Genomic DNA, 21,320 nt, shown 5'->3' with positions numbered 1-21,320 from the left:
TGGTTATAGTGCTAGTACTACAACAGTACTGTACCACTCTCGATAGTACCGTCCAGCACAAAATCTTGCAAGTTAACGTGCCTTCAGTAAGATTGCTCTAATCCCATTTTATGAAGCGAAGTGAGATATAAATACACAAGTAGCAATTATGGAAAAGGAGAAAACATGTTGCCAGGAAAAACTATCAAGAAAATTATCTTTAAAATACTTAAAGATGACTTAGCCTCAGGAAAAGTGGTGAAAGTGAATGAGTACACCTATGAATATAAACAAAAACCAAACCGTTCTCACAGAAAAAATTATGACTCCCTACAATAACATTATAAATTAAAATTTATTTTGTGATATATGGGATGATTTCATGAGATGTGATATATTAGAGATCAAAGTTTAATTCTATAACTACCATTGCCATAAGTAAATCAAGTGTCTTTATAGGTGTTTTTTTTATTATCTTTACTCTCTTTGTAGGGAGTTATTTCTCAATAAATTTCGATAGGATTAGCTGATTCATCTAAATGAAACGGATTAACTAATTGAAGTAAGCTAATCGGCTTGAGTACTTTATAGTAAGTAATTCTCTAATCAGTACTATCATCATTTGATGGGATGATATGGTATAATTAATTTTCGTCTAAATACAAACAATACAAACAACGAAAGGCCAGACACTGGAATGGCTGACCTTTCTAAATTAATCAATATGGAGCGTGTACAAATGATTAATCCTACACCTATTTATAATAAATTTAAGTATGTCTCCGCCCCTTGTGGTTCAGGTAAAACTACTGCTATATGTAATATGATTAATAATGTACTTAACACTAAAGGCAGTACTGAAAAATTTATTATTGTACAAAACACACAGAAACTCGCTACAGATACATCCCAAAAAATCACCCCCTGCAAATTACTGATTAGTGATTTAATTCCCAAGGGTAAAAATGTCATTAATACAGTTCTGGATTTCCTCAAAGCACCAGTTGAGCGAGTTCTTATCATTAGTGATAAAACATTTTTTAAAATACCAGTAGAAATGTTAGAAGGCTGGCAGATTTGGCTTGATGATGTGACTAATTTTCATTCATTCAAAAATATTAATGATGATAATCAGAGAATCAAAGACATTATCTATCATGATCTAATACAGGAACATGAGATTGTCGATGAGGAAAAGGGACAATACTTAACAGCCAAAAAGAAAACAGTTAAAGGGAACTTAATAAACAAAATCGCACAGGAACTTTCGGTTATCAATGAAAATGATATCTTTATTATGAATAATGATTATTTCAATGACCCGGAGAAATCTCAGTTAAGTATCCTTGGATGGAAAGATCTTCGTAAGTATATTGGATTGCCAGTAACTTTCATGGGAGCAAATTTCGAGAACTCATTAATTTATAAAGCAAGACCAGAAATATTTGAACAAATCATTCTGAATGATCTCCAACAACGAAAAACCCTCTTAACCGAACGACTGAAAGTATATTATTTCTCTGAAAACACCAAATTATCAAAGACGTGGAAGGACAAAAACCCCAGCCAACTCCAGCGTGTGTATGATTACCTCTCCGAAGTTCTCATTGGACAGGAATACTACTGGACTAACAATAATACCGACAAACAGAAGCTGCACAAGGATTACAGAATAAGTCCTGATGCGAGGGGGCATAATGACTACAAAGAACTTAGTACGTGTGTCTGGCTTGCCTGTATGCGTCCTGACGATACAGAAGCGAAATTGTGTGAATTGCTATTGAAGATTACTGGTGAAGATATCCATCAGGCGAGAGAATACGAGAGCCTTCACCAGTTCGCTTTGAGAGGGATATCACGTCAGTTCGACAGTACTGAAACGCAGATTGTCTACGTGTTCGATAAATGGCAGGCTGAGTCATTGAGTACAAATATTGAACATATTCCTGGGGTACTGGAAAACGTGGAACCAGGTGTACCAGGAAGGCCAAAGGGAGCCAAAAACGCTAACGGACTACCTGCATTGTGCGATAAAAAATCGAAGCGTTTTCGTCGCTGGAAAAATGGTAATACGGAGTTTGATATCGATTCGTTTCATGAGTTTCTGAACAGTGATACTAACCGCGATCTCAGTACTGAAGATAAAGCTGCCATGTTGAGCCGATTCGAAAAAGCAGTACGTAAAAGAGACGCAGAATCAGTCCGAAACACCACCATGAAAAACGATGATATGTCCAAAAATAACCCCTTATAATATATAGTTAGGAGAAAAAACGGACATCAACCCAAGAGCGAAATCGAGTTAACTGTCTGAACAAAGGAGCGGCGAAGCAAGCGAACTGATTCAGGCAGTTAGTGAGAGTGCTCACGCAGTGAGTACTTGATAGCTATCCCATCGTTATACATATATAAAACGATTAAACAGTACCCGCAAGCGAGTACTGTTCGCTGGATTCGGTTCTACTGCTGCGTTCCTTTCAGTCACTGGCAGAGCGAACCAATCGCGTCTTTTTGCACTGTCAGTAAGTACATAACTGTTTGTTATTAAATTACTTATTGAACCAATAATTCCTTTGTGTACTTAGCGGGGGATCTGCTGTTTCAGTTACTGGAAAAGCACTATCAGTACTGTCCAGAGCGAAGCGAACCCGATCCGATCTATCCCCTTTCATGATGGTGTTTCCGACAAAACGCACAGGAAGCCCCGGAACGCGATTTTCAATCCCTGCACATAAGACGAACATTCCCCTGCAAAACGCCGTGGCGACGCTTCAGGAGCCTTTGAGGGGGGGCATTGTAAGTACTCCCGTATGGAAATCAGACATATAGTCCATCTTATGGTCAGTGAATCCAGTCGATCGATTTTACCTATTGATTTGACAGTGATTAATAGATATTAATAGATTATATCGATCGATTTATTGTTATTGATTGATATAATCGATCATTTTTGGTGTTCATGTTATCCTTCTTCTGACAGCAACTTGCTTTTAAGCCCATGTTATTTCGCCCTAAACACTGAACAGGAGATATAAAACCATGAAGAAAATCGCACTACTGGGGGGATATGGACTTTGGGGAGTATTCCTTTTTCTGGCAGCACTGGAAAAGTTTGGTGATTTCTTCGCCGCTGGTACTGGCTTCTGGTCGGTAGTAATGCTTTCCATTGCTGGATTGTGCCAGCTACTGGCAAGTACTGCCGCGATAGGCTGGGCTGTTTTGGGTTCTGGTACGCTTAAAGCGAAGTACTTACCCTATAAACTCATTAATAATTATACGGTTCCTGTAGTGATCATTGTGCTTGCATTCGTGGCAAGTTCTGCCCGATCTTCAAGCGATGGAGCCAGAGCACAAAAACTTGGTTTTAAAGATAGTAAAGAGTTTTCTATCGCTCGTGAAAATCACATTACAAATACTGATGACTACGCGAAATTTTTAGAAGAACAACGAGTTAAAGCGGCGGAAAAGAAGGTTCAAGATGCGTTAGTATCAGCCGAGAAAGCTAATCAGGATATAGTAAAGAAATACATTTCAATATTTGATGAGGATAAAAGAGAACAAGCTAAAAAAACGATTAGCAGAGATTTAGAAGAAAATTCAGTATTAACAGAGTCAATACTTACTGAAATTAAATCCTACCCCAATAACTCAGTTGATAGAACTGTAGGACAACGCACATACTTAGATATTGGCGTTAGTATGAAAGAATACATGTCAGCTATCGAGCAATCTAATTGTAGGCAAAGGCTTAACAATTCTTTATTTCCTTTAAATGAATGGAATAAATCTCAATTTAATTTATTGAACGAAAGATTTAATGCTATGAGAAATGGAGTTGATATGGATAGGATTCAGCTTGGCAAAGAATTGCAATACGAAAGAGATAAAATCACCATGCAGTACTTTTATGAAAAAAATAAATATCAAAAATCATTTAATGAGTGTGTTTTCAGTCTGTTGTCTTCTATGCCCAATCGTCTTTCAAGACCTGATGCCAGACCTGCTCCCGTAACTGATTATATTCCTGAAGGTATTAAATGCATGAGAAAACCCGAAGGAAATATAAAATCTTGTTATTGAGTTCATTGAAATATAATGTACTGTTCTTTAATAAGGAATTAAAGTGAAAAAGACTTCTGCTGCAATGCTGTTATTGTTGAGTACTTCCTTTCATTTACAGGCTGCTGTACCTGATGGAAAAACAGAAACCCCCTTTGCTATTGATAATGAGGTTATTTGTTTGAAAGAAATTCAGAAACAAATGACGCCTTTCCTTAAACAGTTTGAGCAGGAAAACGGTGTTAAGTACAAATACAATGTTAAATCTGGTTTATCGTACAAGGATACTGTAGGGCTACGGTTACAGATCAACCGTGTAGATTCTGGATTGGACGTGCGTGTTGCCGATCTTGATTACTACTGGCTACAGGAACGGGGCAGTATGTGCGAACCTGAGTACATGATACTTGACCGTTCTCTATGATAACGGTGTTGAACAAGGTCGCGTAAGCGGCCTTTTCCATAAAATTTGATTAAAGTCTCGTTTAGATATGCTAAAACTCAGTATCGTCGTTATAGGTATTAAGTACTGTGAATATGGAATCAATTAAGGGAATATAATGGATAATGAGTTTCGCTACCAATCGAATGATTATGAAAGGCAATCACAACGCTTTGTACTTCCACTGTTCATTAAAGATGAGCTTGGTAATTATAACCAGTCTTCAACAGCAACTCTGGTAAGAGTTAATCATGTCCATCATTATGCAATTTTTGCAGCACACGCACTTGCAGGAGGAATTGATATAAATGACGTGTTTTATTTTTCTTCGGATGGTTTGTTTTATCAATTGATTGAGAATTCTTTTGGTTTCAAGGTTTTTGAAAACGATGACATCGTATTGGTTGATTTTTTCAATCAAATTTTTGAGTTAAAGAATTACTTTAATTTAGATAGTAATGATATCCCTAATGGAATTTCATTAGACTTTTTTTATTGGACGGGATTCCCATTGAGTCAATCCAAGAAAAAGGAAGTTCACAATACAAAATCACCTAATAGTTTAATAGCTGAAATGGTGCATAGCGATGAATCTGGTAATTATATAAAGAAAATTAAATATCTGTCTATTGCATCTAAAACTATATCTTTCGATCATGATTTCATCAAAGGTTTTCATAGTCGTAAAGAAATAAAATTAAAATATAAAGGTAAATTATCAAAATCACCATCACTTGCAGGTATGAGTGGGGGAGCAATGTATTTTACTAACTTAGAACAAAAACTCGCTAATACATTAGATGATACGTTTGTATTTGCTGGTATTGGCATAGAGCATAGAGTTGATGATTCCATCGTAGGAGTCAGCAGATACAGGGTACTTGAGTTGATAAAATCATTTGATGAATCACATCCGGTTCATTTCTATCTTGTTTAAATTAATAAAATGAATAGAGGGTTATAATAACAGCCCTCTATTCATTTTCATAACAAAGAACAAAAAAATCATCGATATAATGCATCGACTATACTCTTTAATAGAATCATGTATTTCTTTGTGGGTAACTTGCTGAAGTGAAAGTGTCTGTCATCAGCATCATTTGATTTCCTTTAAGTGGTGCGAATGGAAATGCGACATAGTCCAAATTTCCTTGAGTCATATTAAAATATAATTTTTCGTCCCCAAGTTTTAATTTGGATGCATGTGCCGGATATGTTCCTTCATCTTTAAATGTAATCAAAAAAGCCATGGGAAAGAAGTGCATACAACTACAGTGGCATAGATGACCATCGTTGAAAAATGAAGTTAGCTGAGCAGTTATCTGTGTTCTGTTAGGATAAAACCAATAATAGAAATCATGAGTATCTTCTATTTTCTTATTCTCCCCTAAAACAAATTTTCTTAATGGTGTGTAATATTCACTATCAATAAGAGCATTTTTGCATACTTCTACGGATGTTGCTGCGAGCAGATGACCCACCATTGCACGCAAAAAAGGTACTGCATTGAAAGGCGTAGAGATAATATTTCCGTAAAAATGAACACCAGCTAAATATTGCCTAATTAGATTTATGAAGTTCTCGATGGGAACCTTGATCTCATGATCAAAACTCCCAAGTATGTTGCCATTACAATTCTTGCATATGGTTTTAAATGTCGCTCCGGCGTGGGCATTTATCGGTTTTATTTCATCAGATGAATAATGTTCAGATACCGTTTTTTGAAACATTGGTTGAATAGTTGTTGCACAACGAGGTGGCACATGATCCTTACTCAATAGACCATATGAACCGCAAATGACGCAATGTCCCTCATTAATTCTTGCATGTCTCAAACGTTCGGAAATTTTACCCATAAGAAACCTCGGAAGAGCAATCTTGACTGATTTTATCGCAAATGGATAACGTATGCATTTCAATCTTCATCTGCTTTACAGCCTCTGTGTTTAAGAATGTGGCTAAGGTACTCGCCTTTAGAGCACAAAATAATCTAATCCCTGCCCACAAATTTTTTGACAAAAAAGTTAAAGGGATCGTTTACTCAGATAAAAGTACAGTCAGTTTTTTTCTGCACGATTTGAAATCTCGTTCGTATGGTCAGGTTCAACCCCGCCGACCAAATTCCGTGTACTCAGAACTCAGTACCGACCTTTTCACAAATTCTGCATTGCATAAAAAATGAACGATGGAAAATGTGTTTTTAGGTATACCTCAAACAGACCTGCACAGATCTTCATTCAAAGCGGTTCATTAAATTGATTTTACAACCTAAAACAGACTGCATATAATGAACCACATAAAACAGACTGATGGTGATTATCATGCGTGTATGGGCATATCTAAGAGCATCGACGAAAGAGCAAGATGCGGATAGAGCATTGATAGAGTTAGAGGCATTTGCTCATTCACATGATCTGAAAATATCAAAGTACTTTAAAGAAAATGAATCAGGTGCAAGCCTACAGAGGCCTCAGTTATTCCTACTCTTGGAAATCGCTGAACGAGGCGACATTCTACTTTGTGAACAAATCGACCGTATCAGTAGACTTACTGGCGAGGATTGGAAAACCCTTCGAGGACTTATCGAATCTAAGGGGATCAGAGTCGTGTCGTTGGATTTACCCACGAGCCACCAGCTTTTGAATGTTCAGGATGAGTTCACCGCCCGTATGTTTGAAGCAATGAATTCGATGATGCTAGATATGCTGGCGGCAATCAGCCGCAAGGACTATGAAGATCGCCGCAGACGACAAAAGCAGGGTATTGAAAAGGCCAAGAAAGAGAAAAAGTATCGTGGTCGTCCAGTCGATGAGAGCTTGCATCATAAAGTACAAGAATTACTGTCTGACGGTAAAAGCTGGAGCAAAATTCAGGCTTTGATCGGTTGTTCAAGAGCTACTATCGCAAAGGTGGCTAAAAATTCATCTCTAACAGAAGAATAGTGGGTAATAAAGGGCAGGGTAGACCAGCACAGCCAGATTGTGAACGGATATAGCGGTATAGGGTTATGGAAGGGTACTTACAGTTTCTTAGTGAAATAATCCTTTCGATATCTATCTGCGTTTTGTGATGAAAATCAATTTAAACACAATATGTAGTATTGAGTGAATGGCGTGGTCACTATATGATGATGTTTCCATGGAAATAGAGGGTTCGATAATGGGTAAAGATCAGCATGTTGTTCCTCATGATGGAGGTTGGGCCGTTAAGGGGGCAGGAAACAGTAAAGCGACCTCCGTTCACTCAACAAAGCAATCTGCGGTAGACGCTGCAAGAGGGATTGCTACAAATCAAAAAAGTGAGCTTGTGATCCATAACAAGGATGGCAGGATCGCAAAAAAAGATTCGCATGGTAACGATCCTTGTCCACCAAAGGATAAGAAGTAACTGAATAAGGGGCTTGTCGCCCCTTTTTTATGCACATCGGGTAAGCACTTCCGACACTATAAATTTCGAAAAGTACATGTCATGTCCCCAACCCTGACAACACGTTAACTTGCAAGATTTTGTGCTGGACGGTACTATCGAGAGTGGTACAGTACTGTTGTAGTACTAGCACTATAACCACTTGATTAACCAACACAATTTAGTACTGACGGCTGATGGCAGGGCCCCCACCCATTTCAGCCGTCCGGCAATTTCTCTTCTGTTTATCTTCTTTTCTTTGTCATCGTATCGTCATTTTATTGTCATCAAATACTGTCACTGTGTTTTGGGGATGTTATTTGAGCTTTTGCCGCCGCCATTGCGCTGTAATGATATGGTCTTACATCCGGTGTGTTGTGGCTGACCACAAGGATTTTCTACGATGTCGACCGCTGTATTGAATGTCAAAGTTGATGAGGCCCTAAAAGAAAAGCTTCGCCATTATGCTGAAGTGCATAATGAAAATTTGAGTATCGCCACGGAAAAACTGCTACTGATCGCGTTTTCCGCCATTGAAGAGGTGGGAGTCTCCGCTGAGGATATCGATAGCCAGCATACGGAAGAATCCGTAGTTGATGCACTGACTCCTAAAGAAATCAAAGCATTGCGAAGATTACTGAAGAAGAAAAAATGAAACAACAATCGCTCTCAACCGCCTGTAATTACGGCGAAGCCTGTGAAATGCTGCGCTCCGGTTATGTGAAACACGTTCGTCTGAGCTGGAATGTCGGCAGCGATGAGTTCTTCCGTATTGCCTCCGACTGGTGTGATGCCGGGGCAAAAATTAAGAAAGACGGTGAGAATTTCGTGATTTCCTTGAAGGGTTTTCCGGTTCCTCCTCAGCGGTAGTATTGCCAGGACCTCCTCGTCCATCACGGCATTCAAGAGCGAGTCCTTTAACTCGTCGTTTAGATTATTTTACGCATTTTCCCACTGCTGGCCTGCAAACGCAGGCTATCCCAAATAGGTTGCAACACTCTGAAGGCGGCACATGCTGTGTCATCCGGCAACGTGAAGGGCATACGCAAAAAGCGGTCGAATGCGCCATCAAGGCCGAACCGCGTACCGGTTCCCAACTGAATGCCTGCACTTTCGGCGCGCGTGGCAAAGAGCGTCGCCAGCGTATCAGGCAGTTCAACCCAGAAAGAGAGTCCTCCTTGTGGCTGGGTAAATTGCCATTCTGGAAAATGTGAGTTCATCAGGCGCGAGCACAGGTCTCGCTGTGATGTGAGTCGGCGTCTTCTGTCAGGAAGAAAGTCCTCAGCGTTATCCAGCAGCCAACTGGTGGCGAGTTGTTCAAGCACCGGGGAGCCCAAATCGAAGGTGTCGCGGGTTTGGACCAGCGCGGCAATGGTACGCGCCGACGCCCGAATCCAGCCCAGACGTAATCCGCCCCAAAAGCTTTTCCCTGCTGAACCGAGCAGGATGATTGGGGCATCGCGATTGAATGCGGCAAGCGGCGGTGGCGGTGGGGCGTCATACCACAGGTTCACCATGGTCTCATCGACCACCAACGTCGTGTGGGTTCTTTCTGCAATATCCGCCACGACCTGGCGAGTAGCGGTGTCCATACAGCGCCCGGTCGGGTTGTGAAAATCCGGCATCAGATAGGCCATTCTCGGTGCAGTTTGCGCGATGGTGGCGACCAGACCCGCCGTATCCCAACCGTGCTCGGGCAGCGACACGCCGACGGGGCGACATGACGCCCCTTGTATTGCTGCAATGGCCAGCGGATAAGTGGGGTGATCTACCACTACGCGATCGCCGGGGCCGGTGAGTAAACGCAGGATCAACGCCAGACCGCTGACCGCGCCGTTCACGACCATTATTTCGTCGGGCTGCGTCGGGAGTCCGCGTTCGCAATAATGCCGGGCGATGGATTCACGCAAAACCGACAGTCCCTGCGGTAGATACCCGGAGCTCAGCAGATGCTGCGGCATTGCGAACAGAGCCTGCTGGTAAGCCTGATGAATTTCAGGACCGGCACTCAGCGCTGCCGTGGACAAATCAAGCGCTGTGCCAGTGCTGGTCCGCGTAGGCACATGGCGAATGTGTTCCGGCAGGATCACCCGTGAACCGCTACCATGTCGGCTTTCCAGATATCCCTCCTCACGCAGTTGTGCCATGGCGCTGGCGACGGTGGTTCGGCTGACTTGCAGAACGGCAGCGAGCTCGCGCTCACCGGGCAAGCGGCTATCCAGCGCCAGTCGTCCATCGAGGATCAGCAAACGTAACGCTTCTGCCAACTGTCGCCAGATGGGCGTTCGCGAGGGACTTTCCTGCCAGTGTCCGAGCAGGCGTTGCAAAGACTGGCTTCCATAACGGCGAGATGACATAGCAGTCCACTTTTTGAAAACTGGACATTAATCATAGTGCCAATTGCGGTGAAGATGAAAGTTATCTGAGAGTAAGAGGGGAAGAACATGCTGCGTCGTTTACTTCAGCTGTTTATTGGGCTGACGCTGTACGGTGTGTCGACGGCGATGTTTGTCCGTGCCGATTTAGGGGCCGATCCGTGGAACGTGTTTCACCTGGGGGTGGCAAATTTACTGTCGATGAATATCGGCGTGGTGATTATTGCCGTGGGTGTGTTGGTGCTTCTGGCGTGGATACCGCTACGCCAGCGCCCAGGGTTTGGCACGTTGAGCAACGTGATTATGATTGGGCTGGCGGCAGATATCGCGCTGCTGGTGATTCCGGGATTTGAATCCCTGCTGGCGCGCAGCGGGCTGCTGGTGTCAGCGGTGATACTGAATGCGTTAGCAACCGCTCTGTACATTGGTGCCGGTTTTGGCGCGGGCCCGCGTGACGGTCTGATGACTGGAATTCACGCGCGTACCGGCTGGCCAGTACGACGAATTCGAACCGCAATCGAAGTGTCCGTGTTGCTTATTGGTTGGCTGCTGGGGGGAACCGTTGGGTTTGGAACGGTGCTGTATGCACTGGCTATTGGGCCGCTGATTCAAATTTGCCTGCCATGGTTTTGCCATCAGCCACAGGCGCGTATTCGCATCAGGAATGCGCCTGGGGCACGATCGCCTGCTGGCGACTAAACTTAACCTCGACTGACGCGGCCGGAATCGGCTTGCCGCGCAGTACACTTCGGAGGTTTTTCTCATGAAGTATGTTGATGGCTTTGTGGTTGCCGTACCCGCTGAAAACAAGGAGGCGTACATTGCGATGGCGGCAAAAGCAGCTCCGCTTTTCAAGGAGTTCGGTGCATTGCGCGTGGTGGAGTGCTGGGCAGATGATGTCCCCGACGGCAAACTGACCGATTTTCGCATGGCTGTGAAAGCGCAGGATCATGAAGAAGTGGTATTCAGCTGGATTGAATACCCTTCCAAAGAGGTCCGCGATGCGGCGAATCAGAAGATGATGTCCGATCCCCGTATGAAGGAATTCGGTGAATCTATGCCATTTGATGGCAAGCGAATGATCTACGGTGGATTTGCGCCCATTATGGAAGAGTGATGTGACTGGCTGTGCGGCGTGCCGCCAGCCATCTCAACATCAACAGCCATGCTAAAGCCGTTTTTCTGCCCACAGAATAAATTCCGCTTTCGGCAGCGCTTTACTGTAGAGCCAGCCCTGACCGTACTGCACGCCGTGCTGGCGTAGCCAGGCTTCCTGATTCTCGGTTTCAATACCTTCTGCCACCATCTCCAGCTTCAGCGTTTTCGCGATCTCGATGATATGCGGCGTGACGTTGTTGTACTCCAGCGCATCGACGAACGATTTGTCGATCTTCAAGATATCCACATCCAGATCCTGCAAATAGCTAAGACTTGAATAGCCGGTACCAAAGTCATCAATATAGATCGAATGGCCTGCCTGTCGGTATTTAGCAATAAACGGCGCGCTGTTTTTTGGGTCGGCAAATTCGCGTTCGGTCAGTTCCAGCGCGATTTGTGCAGGCTTAAGTTGCCAGTGGTTCACCTTCTGGCTTAACAGAGCAGGAAGTGTTTCGGAGGTCAGATCGGCTGACTCAAGGTTAATGGATATATGCTGGTGGGGATATTGACGCAGCCATTTTCCTAAATCGTCAAATACGCTTTCAATAATCAAACGGGTGAGCGGCTCTGAAAGCCCGGTCTCTTGCGCCAGTGCGACGAAAATCTCAGGCGACAGATAGCTCCCGTCGGCCTGTGGCCAGCGAGCCAGCGCCTCTGCCCCGACCACTTTCCCCGTTTTGAGCGAGATAATCGGTTGGTAGTAGACCTTGATATCCCGATGCTGGATAGCGTCCTGCAACTGGTGATGAGGGGACTGCAAACGGCGCAAAATACGCAGAATAAAGGCTGCGGTGAGTAAGCCGAGAAGGATCCCTGCCGGCAGCCAGATTAGCGCTTGTCGGTGCCAGCTTTTTTGCAAAGGTACAGTGGATGCCCAGGTTACAACCGTAATGCCCAGTTCGGGGAAGGGGCGGGCGTTATAAATACTGCCGTCTTTCTGCAGATGGGTAATCGAATGCTCTAGTTGCACATGTTGTAAAACATCCGGTGGCAGATCGGTGCTACTGGCTACCACCGTGTTACGCGCGGTACCAAGGATAGCGACTTCAATCGGCCATGAGCCAAACGGGATGACATCAATAAAAGAACCGGGATCGATCATCACGACGTAATGCTTGCTACCTAATGCCGCCATAAAACGCTTGATGCCCAAATCGTTTTGCATGGTCAACCATGCGTGGTAGCCATCGGGCGTGATTTTCATTGCAGGAGGAAACGCGGCTGCCCGGCTTCTTTTTTCCAGGGATGAGCATTGTGGAACGTTATCTTTGAGGTACAGCACTTCCTGAATATAGCGATAGCTATATGACAAACGACGCATTTCAAGCAGATGCTGTTCACTACAAGGTTCACCCTGAAAAGCTTCAATATGGCGCAACGCTTTTTTGGCCTGTTCACCTACGCGTTCCGTACGTAATGCGACTCGGGTTGAGAACATATCGAGCTCATCGATAAATTTCGTTTCGACCTGACGATGCGCCAGCCACAGGCTTAAACCTACGGGCGCGAGGATGGAAAGAAACAGCACCCCAGTCACCAGGCTTATCAGATGTCGTGTTATCACAGTGATATCCTTATTAACACAGCGTAGGGAAAGTATATCCGAAAGCCGAAAAAGCTATTCGATTGGCATCATATATTTACGGCCACTTATCATCCCGTTTAACTCTTAATCGCGTAAACCAGGTTGTGATTTATACAAGAGTGGTGTATTTTTGTGGTTATGTTATAACGTAACAAATTGAGGTTGCCATGAAGCCGGATATTCATCCTTTTTACCGTACTGTGGTGTTTCACGATACCAGCGCCAATGAATTTTTTAAGGTCGGCTCGACCATTAAAACGGAACGTGAGATTGAGTTTGAGGGGAAAATGTATCCGTACGTGACCCTGGATATCTCTTCCAAATCGCATCCGTACTATACCGGGAAACAAAAAACCTTTGATAACGAAGGCAGTGCAGCACGTTTCCAGAAACGTTTTGGTCATTTTATTGGCACTAAGCGAGGTTAAGATGCAGGTACTCAATTCACTTCGTAGTGCAAAACAGCGTCATCCTGACTGCCAGATAGTGAAACGCAAAGGGCGTTTGTACGTAATCTGCAAAACGAATCCGCGCTTTAAAGCTGTTCAGGGGCGTAAAAAAAGACGTTAGTTTCTTTACCAACATTTCAGGGATTAAAGTGCGTTTCCTTCATCGGGACGCACTTTTTTTATCTGCGTTGAGATGTGGTTACTGGCTGGTCTGGGGACGGGTTAGCGTAAAGACATCGTAGAACGAGAGTTCTCCCTTACGCGATATCATCTTTTGCAGCTGCGCTTTATGTTCGCTATCGACGGAAGGTGAGTGCAGGATGGTATCGATGAGTGAAGGGGGGACAAAGCGCGTGTTATACCATTCCCCGTTATAGCAAACTCTGAAATCCAGTACGTCGATATCTTCAAATCGGTATCGCGGCGCAACGTCGAAAAAGAAAAACGCGTTGAGTATGACGAACAGAACCACCAGCAGCCATACTGAATCGACTAACGTTTCTGACTGCAGCATCACCGCCAGCGTGGCAAACCACGCAACATACATGCCGATGAACAGGCCGGGATGTTTGCGAATAAAGCTGATGCTAAAGCGCGGTTTGTTGTCGCGCTTTTCGCGAATATTTAAGTCGTCGATGGTTTCGGTAAGCAGGCGCTGTATTTCTGTCATCTCTTGCCTTTGTAGTGTCTGCGATATTCAGATGCGATCGCCCTATTTTAAAAGGGGATACCTTTTGAAGAAAGTAACAGATTAACCACAATTTAGCATAACAGTTACATTTAAGATCACAGCGTTTTGATAATCCTGGCGGGATTGCCCCCAACCACGCAGTTTGCCGGAACGCTTTTCGTGACCACCGCGCCTGAGGCCACAACCACGTTATCACCCAACGTTACGCCAGGGTTTATCACTGCGCGTCCACCTATCCAGACGTTGTGGCCAATAGTCACGGGTTTGCCGAGCTCCATGCCACTGTTTCGCTCGGTGGCATCCAGCGGGTGGGTGGCGGTATAAATATGGACTCCTGGGGCTAACATGCAGTTGTCGCCAATATGGATCGGGCAGACGTCGAGCATAACGCAGTCGAAGTTGGCGTAAAATTCTTTACCGAGATAAATGTTATAGCCGTAATCACAACGAAAAGAGGGTTCAATGTAAGCCCCTTCGCTCTGGCCCAACAGCTCATGCAGGATAGCTTGTCGCGCATTTTTTTCATCGGGAGCGGTGAGATTGTAGCGATGGGTCAACTGACGAGCGCGTAGTCGGTCGTGGCGCAATGTTTCATCCGCCGGGCGATAAAGTTCACCGGCGATCATTTTTTGCTTTTCATTACTCATTACGAATTTCCTGTGTACTGGAGGTCATTTCAACACAGTAAAACGCAATGCAAACAAGGGGAACGTTCCCACTTCTTCGCTGTGATCGTAGTCACGTGATTTGATTTAAATAACCATTGTAAATACGAAAATGGTCAGCCAGACAAATGTACCGCTATACCTGACTTAACCCGTGAGCAATTAGCGAATGAATTTCCAAACAGAAGTTGGAATCTTGTCGTAGAGCTTATTCATGGTCAATTCAGCAAGGCGGTGATCTGCTGCTGAGTAAAATACAGCCAGTTCGTTGTCGGACAATTCATATTTATTTTTTTCAATAACGCGCTCAAGTGTGTCAATTGTCTGACAACGTCGCAGGCGCATCAAATAATCAGTTTTAGTTAATGGTTTATCGGACATAAATCTTACCTATGATTGTAATAATTTTTAACAAGACAAACTAACAGGATTAGCCCTGGTGGCATTGACAAAACAGCGAAACAGTCGATTACCTGACTTCCGCCATTTCTGCAGATCCTGCGTATTAATACCATAACTGCTGAACAACATAAAAGTGTCATCCAGGTATTCATCTATCTGCGCGACCAGCTTATTGTCCTCATTGTACTTAATTTTATAATTAAGTGCGAAGGTTGCAATATGCTCTATCAGTTCATTGAGCTGCAAGCTGGTGGCAGAGGTAGGGTCATTAACCCAGCCATGGTTACTTTGTTCAAGGTTTGCAAGACAGTCATGATACAGGGTTTCGCAGAGAAATTTAAGCTGCGCGATATCATGTCTTTTGGGTGAGTATTCATCCATAACGCATCCCCTTCTTCGTGGCTTAAACTAACCGAACACCTTCGGGATGGATACAACAGACTACCTGGAACTTGCCCGCGACTCCTGATGATTTAACTATAATCTAGTCTAAAAAAGATTTCATCGTCATATCACGAAAAATTACAATTATGCAAACTTATGATGTCAGGTCATTTTTACATTTTAACAGATAAATGCGGTTATTCGGAATCGGACAATTTCTTTATTCTTCGGGCAATCATCGAGTTATCTTGATTAGGTTTAGCAACGAAAGGTAACAATCGACAATGTGAACCGCTTACCAGGAATAATCTTAATATTTATTAAAGTAAATAAGAACTCTCAATGATTTTTAAGAATAGCCTTTAAGGCTACAGGGATTATATCGCTTATTTACCCTGGAGAAAATAAACGAAATAGCAATAAGTGATTTTTATGATTTTTCCAGAAAAAAGGCCGCTTGCGCGGCCTTATCTTTAGAGATCTATCAATGATGGTCTACTGAGTGGCTATGCTCAAGATCTTCACTTTTGCGGCTAAAGCGGCGGCGTACCACCACAAAGAACACCGGAACAAAGAAGATAGCCAACACGGTTGCCGTCACCATCCCGCCCATTACGCCAGTACCAACGGCGTTCTGCGCGCCGGAGCCTGCGCCGGAGCTGATAACCAGCGGCATTACGCCCAGAATAAAGGCCAGCGATGTCATCAGGATCGGACGTAAACGCATGCGGACCGCATCCAGCGTCGCCTCTATCAGACCTTTACCCTCTTTATCCATCAAGTCTTTGGCGAATTCGACGATAAGTATCGCGTTCTTCGCCGACAACCCAATGGTTGTGAGCAGGCCAACCTGGAAGTAAACGTCGTTGGTCAGGCCGCGGAACGTTGCCGCCAGCAATGCACCGATAACACCTAACGGTACCACCAGCATGACGGAGAACGGAATTGACCAGCTCTCGTACAATGCCGCCAGACACAGGAATACGACAATCAGTGAAATGGCATACAGAGCAGGGGCCTGGTTGCCGGACAGTCGTTCCTGGTAGGACATACCGGTCCAGTCATAGCCGATACCGGATGGCAGTTTGCTGGCCAATTCCTCCATCATTGCCATGGCTTCACCGGTACTTTTACCCGGTGCGGCCTGGCCTAAGATTTCCATGGAAGGCAGACCGTTATAGCGTTCCAGACGTGGTGAACCATATTCCCAACGTGAGGTAGAGAAGGCGGAGAACGGTACCATCTGTCCATCGCTGCCGCGGACATACCAGTTTCCAATATCTTCCGGCAACATACGGTATTTCGCTTCAGACATGATGTAAACTTTCTTCACACGACCACGGTCGATGAAGTCATTTACGTAGCTTCCGCCCCATGCTGCACCCAGCGTTGTATTAATATCACTAATGGATACACCCAGAGCCTGCGCTTTTTCCTGATCGATATCGATCTTGAACTGCGGCGTGTCTTCCAGACCGTTAGGACGTACGCCGACTAACAGATCAGGATGTTTCGCAACTTCACCAAACAGCTGGTTACGCGCCTGAGTCAGCTTCTCATGACCTAAACCTGCCTGGTCAATCAGCTGGAAGTCGAAACCGGTCGCGGTCCCTAACTCCACAATCGCTGGCAGGTTAAAAGCAAAGACCATCGCGTCTTTAATCTGCGAGAATGCGCCCATCGCACGTTGAGTAATTGCCTCAACCTTGTTCTCCTCGCCTGGACGTTCACTCCAGTCTTTCAGAGACACGAATGCGATACCGGTGTTCTGACCACGTCCTGCAAAACCGAAGCCGTTAACGGCAAACACCGATTCAACGTTCGCTTTTTCTTTGGTCAGATAGTAATCCGTCATTTCGTCCAGCACCTTCTGGGTACGCTCTTGCGTTGCACCCGCTGGCAGCTGAGCCATTGACAGGAATACCCCCTGGTCTTCATCCGGCAGGAACGAGCTTGGCAGACGAACAAACAGATAGGCCATACCCACGACGATGATCAGATACAGCGCCAGATAACGACCGGTGCTGCGCAGAATTCCGCCCACGCTGTCTGTGTAATGGTGCGTGCTCTTATCGAACATGCGGTTAAACCAGCCGAAGAAACCTTTTTTGCCTTCTCCGTGATCGCCTTTAGCAACCGGTTTGAGCATGGTCGCACACAGGGCAGGGGTCAGAATCAATGCCACCAGGACTGATAACGCCATCGCCGAAACAATGGTGATGGAGAACTGACGGTAAATTGCACCGGTAGATCCCCCGAAGAAGGCCATCGGAATAAATACCGCTGAAAGCACCATAGCGATACCAACCAGTGCGCCCTGAATCTGGCCCATCGATTTACGTGTTGCTTCCTTCGGCGGTAGCCCTTCCTCAGCCATTACACGTTCAACGTTCTCGACCACAACGATGGCGTCATCCACCAACAGGCCGATGGCGAGCACCATCCCGAACATCGTCAGCGTGTTTATCGAGAAGCCGAAAATCGCAAGGACGGCAAACGTACCCAATAGCACCACCGGCACGGCGATAGTCGGAATCAGCGTCGCGCGGAAGTTCTGCAGGAACAGATACATTACCAGGAACACGAGGATGATGGCTTCCGCCAGCGTTTTCACTACTTCGTGAATAGAGATTTTCACGAACGGCGTAGTGTCATACGGGTAAACGATCTTCAGACCTGACGGGAAGAACGGTTCCATCTTCTTCAGTTCATCGCGGATAGCGTTTGCGGTGTCCAGGGCGTTAGCGCCTGTCGCCAGCTTGATACCCAGACCGGATGCCGGTTTACCGTTGAACTTCGCAATGATGTCGTAGTTTTCGCCACCCAGTTCTACTTTCGCTACGTCACGCAGACGCACCTGGGAACCGTCCTGATTCACTTTCAGCAGAATTTTGCTGAACTCATCGGCGGAGGTCAGACGGGTTTGCGCGATGATCGAAGCGTTAAGCTGCTGGCCTTTCACCGGCGGCGTACCGCCTAACTGACCGGCTGCAACCTGGGCGTTCTGCGCTTTGATGGCGCTGATCACATCAACCGGCGTCAGCTGGAAGTTATTCAGTTTGTTCGGATCCATCCAGATGCGCATCGCGTACTGGGAACCGAACAGCTGAACATCACCCACACCTGAAGTACGGCTGATGGCGTCCTTCATGTTGGCGCCCACGTAGTCGGAAATATCCTCCTGCGTCATGGTGCCGTTGGTGTTGATTACGCCGACAACCATCAGGAAGCTACTGGATGATTTCTCAACGCTCACACCCTGTTGTTGTACTTCCTGCGGCAGAAGCGGCATTGCCAGCTGCAGTTTGTTCTGCACCTGTACCTGCGCGATATCCGCATCAGTACCAGACTGAAAGGTAAGCGTGATCTGCACGGTACCCGTGGAGTCACTGTTTGAGGACATGTACATCAGGTTATCGATACCGTTCATATTCTGTTCGATAACCTGCGTAACAGTATCCTGTACTGTTTTGGCATCAGCGCCAGGGTAGGTCGCGGAGATCGTCACTGCTGGCGGTGCAATAGTCGGATATTGCGCTACCGGCAATTTGAGGATCGCGAGCCCCCCTGCCAACATGATGATAATGGCGATCACCCACGCAAATATTGGGCGATCGATAAAGAAATTAGGCATGTCTTAACGGCTCCTGTTTAAGTTAAGACTTGGACTGTTCAGGCTGGCTACCGCTTGCAGCTTGCTGGTTGTTATCAGCGGTGATTTCCTGCGCTTTTACCTGCGCGCCAGGACGTACTTTTTGCAGCCCAGTGACAATCACGCGGTCGCCCGGTTTAAGTCCATCAGTGACTAACCATTTGTCGCCAATCGCTTGTGCGGCGACAATTTGACGGGTTTCAACTTTGTTGTCTGCACCGATAACCAATGCACTGGCATCGCCACGCGGTGTGCGGGTAACGCCTTGCTGTGGAACCAGTAATGCAGTTGGGTTAGTCCCTTCTTCCAGACGAGCACGGACGAACATACCCGGCAGTAAGGTGTGATCCGGGTTAGGGAAGATTGCGCGCAACGTAATCGACCCGGTGGTTTGATCTACCGTGACATCAGAAAATTCCAGCGTACCGGACTGCGGGAATTTAATGCCGTCATTGGTCACCAGTTCGACTTTCGCTTTACCGTTTTCCTGCTTCAGCGTGCCGTTGGCCAACTCTTGTTTCAGGCGCAGGAAATCGTTGCTTGACTGCGTCACGTCCACATAGATGGGATCCAACTGCTGAACGGTTGCCAGTGCGGTTGCCTGACCGTTTTGCACCAGAGCGCCTTCAGTAACGGATGATTTACCAATGCGGCCGCTGATCGGCGACGTCACTTTGGTATAAGCCAGATTGATGCGTGCAGTTTCTACCGCGGCTTTCGCGGCGACAACGGAGGCGTTCGCCTGCTGTGCGTCTGCCAGTGCACTATCGTAATCCTGTTGACTGATGTACTTAGTACCCAACAGTTTCTGATAACGTTTGACCGTCAGTTGAGCGATATTTGCTGCGGCTTGTGCTTTTGCCAGATCGCCTTTTGCGCTTTCATAAGCGGCCTGGTAAGTAGCAGGATCAATCTGATAGAGAGATACACCCGCTTCGATGTCACCACCTTCCGTGAAATTACGCTTCAGGATAATACCGCTAACCTGAGGGCGAACTTCTGCAATGCGATACGCACTGGTGCGACCCGGGAGTTCGGTTGTTATCTGTAGAGGTTCAGTTTTGAGCGTAACAACTCCAACCTCTGGCATCTGCTGGCCCCCTTGTTGGGCCTGTTTGTCGTCACATCCTGTTAGCGCTAAGCTGCCTGAGAGCATCAGAACGACTGCCAGAGGCGTTAACCCTCTGTTTTTGTTCATATGTAAACCTCGAGTGTCCGATTTCAAATTGATCAATGGCTGAAAGCCCATAAACCCATTGCTGCGTTTATATTATCGTCGTGCTATGGTACATACATTCACAAATGTATGTAAATCTAACGCCTGTAAATTCACTGACCTATGGCACGAAAAACCAAACAACAAGCACAGGAAACTCGACAGCACATTCTCGATGTCGCTCTGCGTTTGTTTTCGCAACAAGGGGTATCATCCACCTCGCTTGCGGAGATCGCAGCAGCCGCTGGTGTCACGCGCGGCGCGATCTATTGGCATTTCAAAAACAAATCGGATTTATTCAGTGAAATCTGGGAGCTAGCAAAACCTAACATTGATGAGTTAGAGACTGAGTATCAGGCAAAATTCCCCGACGATCCACTATCAGTATTAAGAGAAATTTTAATTTACGTTCTTGAAGCTACCGTGACAGAAGAACGCCGACGTTTATTGTTGGAAATTATATTCCACAAATGCGAATTTGTCGGGGAAATGGCCTCAGTTCAGCTAGCTCAACGCAGTCTGTGTATTGAAAATTACGACCGTATCGAACAAACATTGCGGCACTGCATGAACGCCAACATGCTGCCGGAAAATCTGAACACGCGTCGCGTGGCGGTGCTGCTGCGTAGTTATGTTACCGGAATTATCGAGAACTGGTTATTTGCCCCTGAATCTTTTGATCTGAAAAAAGAGGCTCGGGAATACGTCGCCGTGCTGCTTGAGATGTGTCTTCTCTGCCCAACCTTGCGGGTTAACGTAGCGGAAACCTGTTAACTCTCTGGGTCTGTACCAGGAATTCTCCTGGTCATTTTGCCTCCTGCTATTCTGCCGGTCACAGCCGTGATATTCTTGCCGCTT

General features: G+C 45.6%; 23 protein-coding genes. 14 read left to right on the top strand and 9 right to left on the bottom strand.

Features of this window, described 5'->3' with window-relative positions; genetic code table 11:
* The first annotated feature begins 165 nt into the window (after positions 1-165).
* The 5 genes from OGV93_RS07410 (at position 166) to OGV93_RS07390 (ending at position 5,417) form a co-directional block, all read left to right on the top strand.
* Positions 166-318 carry a hypothetical protein gene (locus tag OGV93_RS07410; RefSeq protein ID WP_238086635.1) on the top strand — a complete coding sequence of 51 codons (153 nt, stop codon included), beginning with the start codon at positions 166-168 and terminating at the stop codon, positions 316-318.
* A 358-nt stretch (positions 319-676) separates the two neighbouring features.
* A complete protein-coding gene (locus OGV93_RS07405; protein WP_287109485.1) occupies positions 677-2,233 on the top strand; it encodes a type III restriction endonuclease subunit R in 1,557 nt (518 codons plus the stop codon).
* A gap of 785 nt (positions 2,234-3,018) precedes the next feature.
* On the top strand, positions 3,019-4,059 hold the full coding sequence (locus OGV93_RS07400) for a hypothetical protein (RefSeq protein ID WP_287109484.1): 1,041 nt from the start codon (positions 3,019-3,021) through the stop codon (positions 4,057-4,059).
* 43 nt (positions 4,060-4,102) lie between these two features.
* Positions 4,103-4,462, top strand: coding sequence for a hypothetical protein (locus tag OGV93_RS07395; RefSeq protein ID WP_287109483.1), 360 nt, complete (start codon positions 4,103-4,105; stop codon positions 4,460-4,462).
* Positions 4,463-4,598: 136 nt separating this feature from the next.
* Positions 4,599-5,417 carry a hypothetical protein gene (locus tag OGV93_RS07390; RefSeq protein ID WP_287109482.1) on the top strand — a complete coding sequence of 273 codons (819 nt, stop codon included), beginning with the start codon at positions 4,599-4,601 and terminating at the stop codon, positions 5,415-5,417.
* Positions 5,418-5,523: 106 nt separating this feature from the next.
* Here the strand turns inward: OGV93_RS07390 and OGV93_RS07385 are convergent, their stop codons facing one another.
* Positions 5,524-6,336 carry a chaperonin gene (locus OGV93_RS07385; RefSeq protein ID WP_287109481.1) on the bottom strand — a complete coding sequence of 271 codons (813 nt, stop codon included), beginning with the start codon at positions 6,334-6,336 and terminating at the stop codon, positions 5,524-5,526.
* Between the two features lie 465 nt (positions 6,337-6,801).
* Here OGV93_RS07385 and OGV93_RS07380 point away from each other — a divergent pair, with 465 nt between their 5' ends.
* The 4 genes from OGV93_RS07380 to OGV93_RS07365 all read left to right on the top strand — a co-directional run bounded on the left by OGV93_RS07380 (position 6,802) and on the right by OGV93_RS07365 (position 8,755).
* On the top strand, positions 6,802-7,422 hold the full coding sequence (locus OGV93_RS07380; RefSeq protein ID WP_287109480.1) for a recombinase family protein: 621 nt from the start codon (positions 6,802-6,804) through the stop codon (positions 7,420-7,422).
* Positions 7,423-7,639: 217 nt separating this feature from the next.
* Entirely contained in the window at positions 7,640-7,867 is a 228-nt protein-coding gene (locus OGV93_RS07375; protein WP_024183738.1) for a DUF2188 domain-containing protein, read from the top strand.
* A 421-nt stretch (positions 7,868-8,288) separates the two neighbouring features.
* Positions 8,289-8,540: a hypothetical protein gene (locus OGV93_RS07370; protein ID WP_016152065.1), complete on the top strand. Its 252-nt coding sequence runs from the start codon at positions 8,289-8,291 to the stop codon at positions 8,538-8,540.
* A complete protein-coding gene (locus OGV93_RS07365) occupies positions 8,537-8,755 on the top strand; it encodes a hypothetical protein (protein WP_016152066.1) in 219 nt (72 codons plus the stop codon). The genes OGV93_RS07370 and OGV93_RS07365 overlap by 4 nt, the downstream gene beginning before the upstream one ends.
* 59 nt (positions 8,756-8,814) lie before the next feature.
* Here the strand turns inward: OGV93_RS07365 and yczR are convergent, their stop codons facing one another.
* Positions 8,815-10,242, bottom strand: a complete 1,428-nt coding sequence (yczR, locus tag OGV93_RS07360) for a MocR-like transcription factor YczR (protein ID WP_046276084.1) — start codon at positions 10,240-10,242, stop codon at positions 8,815-8,817.
* Between the two features lie 87 nt (positions 10,243-10,329).
* On the opposite strand from yczR, the gene yczE reads away from it, so the two are divergent.
* Positions 10,330-10,959, top strand: a complete 630-nt coding sequence (yczE, locus tag OGV93_RS07355) for a membrane protein YczE (protein WP_103283554.1) — start codon at positions 10,330-10,332, stop codon at positions 10,957-10,959.
* A gap of 64 nt (positions 10,960-11,023) precedes the next feature.
* Positions 11,024-11,377, top strand: coding sequence for a DUF1428 domain-containing protein (locus tag OGV93_RS07350; RefSeq protein ID WP_003831033.1), 354 nt, complete (start codon positions 11,024-11,026; stop codon positions 11,375-11,377).
* A gap of 51 nt (positions 11,378-11,428) precedes the next feature.
* Here OGV93_RS07350 and pdeB read toward each other — a convergent pair whose 3' ends face one another.
* Complete coding sequence (gene pdeB / locus OGV93_RS07345) at positions 11,429-12,982, bottom strand: cyclic di-3',5'-guanosine monophosphate phosphodiesterase PdeB (protein ID WP_286482732.1); 1,554 nt, start codon at positions 12,980-12,982, stop codon at positions 11,429-11,431.
* 188 nt (positions 12,983-13,170) lie between these two features.
* Here pdeB and OGV93_RS07340 point away from each other — a divergent pair, with 188 nt between their 5' ends.
* Both OGV93_RS07340 and ykgO read left to right on the top strand, forming a co-directional pair.
* Positions 13,171-13,431: a type B 50S ribosomal protein L31 gene (locus OGV93_RS07340; protein ID WP_016152070.1), complete on the top strand. Its 261-nt coding sequence runs from the start codon at positions 13,171-13,173 to the stop codon at positions 13,429-13,431.
* Position 13,432: 1 nt separating this feature from the next.
* Complete coding sequence (gene ykgO, locus OGV93_RS07335; protein WP_005125190.1) at positions 13,433-13,573, top strand: type B 50S ribosomal protein L36; 141 nt, start codon at positions 13,433-13,435, stop codon at positions 13,571-13,573.
* A gap of 78 nt (positions 13,574-13,651) precedes the next feature.
* Here ykgO and OGV93_RS07330 read toward each other — a convergent pair whose 3' ends face one another.
* From OGV93_RS07330 to acrA, 6 genes are all read right to left on the bottom strand, one after another.
* On the bottom strand, positions 13,652-14,122 hold the full coding sequence (locus OGV93_RS07330) for a YlaC family protein (protein WP_016152071.1): 471 nt from the start codon (positions 14,120-14,122) through the stop codon (positions 13,652-13,654).
* Positions 14,123-14,238: 116 nt separating this feature from the next.
* A complete protein-coding gene (gene maa, locus OGV93_RS07325; RefSeq protein WP_016155874.1) occupies positions 14,239-14,790 on the bottom strand; it encodes a maltose O-acetyltransferase in 552 nt (183 codons plus the stop codon).
* A gap of 180 nt (positions 14,791-14,970) precedes the next feature.
* Positions 14,971-15,189 (bottom strand): hemolysin expression-modulating protein Hha, encoded by a 219-nt coding sequence (gene hha, locus OGV93_RS07320; protein ID WP_002892050.1) that lies wholly within the window; start codon positions 15,187-15,189, stop codon positions 14,971-14,973.
* A gap of 27 nt (positions 15,190-15,216) precedes the next feature.
* Positions 15,217-15,591 carry an Hha toxicity modulator TomB gene (tomB, locus tag OGV93_RS07315; protein ID WP_019076175.1) on the bottom strand — a complete coding sequence of 125 codons (375 nt, stop codon included), beginning with the start codon at positions 15,589-15,591 and terminating at the stop codon, positions 15,217-15,219.
* Positions 15,592-16,078: 487 nt separating this feature from the next.
* Complete coding sequence (acrB, locus tag OGV93_RS07310; RefSeq protein WP_016152073.1) at positions 16,079-19,228, bottom strand: efflux RND transporter permease AcrB; 3,150 nt, start codon at positions 19,226-19,228, stop codon at positions 16,079-16,081.
* A 22-nt stretch (positions 19,229-19,250) separates the two neighbouring features.
* Positions 19,251-20,444, bottom strand: a complete 1,194-nt coding sequence (acrA, locus tag OGV93_RS07305) for a multidrug efflux RND transporter periplasmic adaptor subunit AcrA (protein WP_016152074.1) — start codon at positions 20,442-20,444, stop codon at positions 19,251-19,253.
* 141 nt (positions 20,445-20,585) lie between these two features.
* Here acrA and acrR point away from each other — a divergent pair, with 141 nt between their 5' ends.
* Positions 20,586-21,236, top strand: coding sequence for a multidrug efflux transporter transcriptional repressor AcrR (gene acrR, locus OGV93_RS07300; protein WP_016152075.1), 651 nt, complete (start codon positions 20,586-20,588; stop codon positions 21,234-21,236).
* Positions 21,237-21,320: the final 84 nt, after the last annotated feature.

The sequence above is a fragment of the Citrobacter sp. Cb031 genome, from assembly GCF_030336725.1.
GTDB classification, from domain to species: domain Bacteria; phylum Pseudomonadota; class Gammaproteobacteria; order Enterobacterales; family Enterobacteriaceae; genus Citrobacter; species Citrobacter braakii.
Note: the sequence above shows the minus strand (reverse complement) of the source record. Positions and strands in the feature narration are given on the sequence as shown.

What these genes read in the sequence shown, in the direction of transcription:
- OGV93_RS07410 (WP_238086635.1), top strand. Translation starts at nt 166, where the DNA reads ATGTTGCCAGGAAAAACTATCAAGAAAATTATCTTTAAAATACTTAAA.
- OGV93_RS07405 (WP_287109485.1), top strand. Translation starts at nt 677, where the DNA reads ATGGCTGACCTTTCTAAATTAATCAATATGGAGCGTGTACAAATGATT.
- OGV93_RS07400 (WP_287109484.1), top strand. Translation starts at nt 3,019, where the DNA reads ATGAAGAAAATCGCACTACTGGGGGGATATGGACTTTGGGGAGTATTC.
- OGV93_RS07390 (WP_287109482.1), top strand. Translation starts at nt 4,599, where the DNA reads ATGGATAATGAGTTTCGCTACCAATCGAATGATTATGAAAGGCAATCA.
- OGV93_RS07385 (WP_287109481.1), bottom strand. Translation starts at nt 6,336, where the DNA reads ATGGGTAAAATTTCCGAACGTTTGAGACATGCAAGAATTAATGAGGGA.
- OGV93_RS07380 (WP_287109480.1), top strand. Translation starts at nt 6,802, where the DNA reads ATGCGTGTATGGGCATATCTAAGAGCATCGACGAAAGAGCAAGATGCG.
- OGV93_RS07375 (WP_024183738.1), top strand. Translation starts at nt 7,640, where the DNA reads ATGGGTAAAGATCAGCATGTTGTTCCTCATGATGGAGGTTGGGCCGTT.
- OGV93_RS07370 (WP_016152065.1), top strand. Translation starts at nt 8,289, where the DNA reads ATGTCGACCGCTGTATTGAATGTCAAAGTTGATGAGGCCCTAAAAGAA.
- OGV93_RS07365 (WP_016152066.1), top strand. Translation starts at nt 8,537, where the DNA reads ATGAAACAACAATCGCTCTCAACCGCCTGTAATTACGGCGAAGCCTGT.
- yczR (WP_046276084.1), bottom strand. Translation starts at nt 10,242, where the DNA reads ATGTCATCTCGCCGTTATGGAAGCCAGTCTTTGCAACGCCTGCTCGGA.
- yczE (WP_103283554.1), top strand. Translation starts at nt 10,330, where the DNA reads ATGCTGCGTCGTTTACTTCAGCTGTTTATTGGGCTGACGCTGTACGGT.
- OGV93_RS07350 (WP_003831033.1), top strand. Translation starts at nt 11,024, where the DNA reads ATGAAGTATGTTGATGGCTTTGTGGTTGCCGTACCCGCTGAAAACAAG.
- OGV93_RS07340 (WP_016152070.1), top strand. Translation starts at nt 13,171, where the DNA reads ATGAAGCCGGATATTCATCCTTTTTACCGTACTGTGGTGTTTCACGAT.
- ykgO (WP_005125190.1), top strand. Translation starts at nt 13,433, where the DNA reads ATGCAGGTACTCAATTCACTTCGTAGTGCAAAACAGCGTCATCCTGAC.
- OGV93_RS07330 (WP_016152071.1), bottom strand. Translation starts at nt 14,122, where the DNA reads ATGACAGAAATACAGCGCCTGCTTACCGAAACCATCGACGACTTAAAT.
- maa (WP_016155874.1), bottom strand. Translation starts at nt 14,790, where the DNA reads ATGAGTAATGAAAAGCAAAAAATGATCGCCGGTGAACTTTATCGCCCG.
- hha (WP_002892050.1), bottom strand. Translation starts at nt 15,189, where the DNA reads ATGTCCGATAAACCATTAACTAAAACTGATTATTTGATGCGCCTGCGA.
- tomB (WP_019076175.1), bottom strand. Translation starts at nt 15,591, where the DNA reads ATGGATGAATACTCACCCAAAAGACATGATATCGCGCAGCTTAAATTT.
- acrB (WP_016152073.1), bottom strand. Translation starts at nt 19,228, where the DNA reads ATGCCTAATTTCTTTATCGATCGCCCAATATTTGCGTGGGTGATCGCC.
- acrA (WP_016152074.1), bottom strand. Translation starts at nt 20,444, where the DNA reads ATGAACAAAAACAGAGGGTTAACGCCTCTGGCAGTCGTTCTGATGCTC.
- acrR (WP_016152075.1), top strand. Translation starts at nt 20,586, where the DNA reads ATGGCACGAAAAACCAAACAACAAGCACAGGAAACTCGACAGCACATT.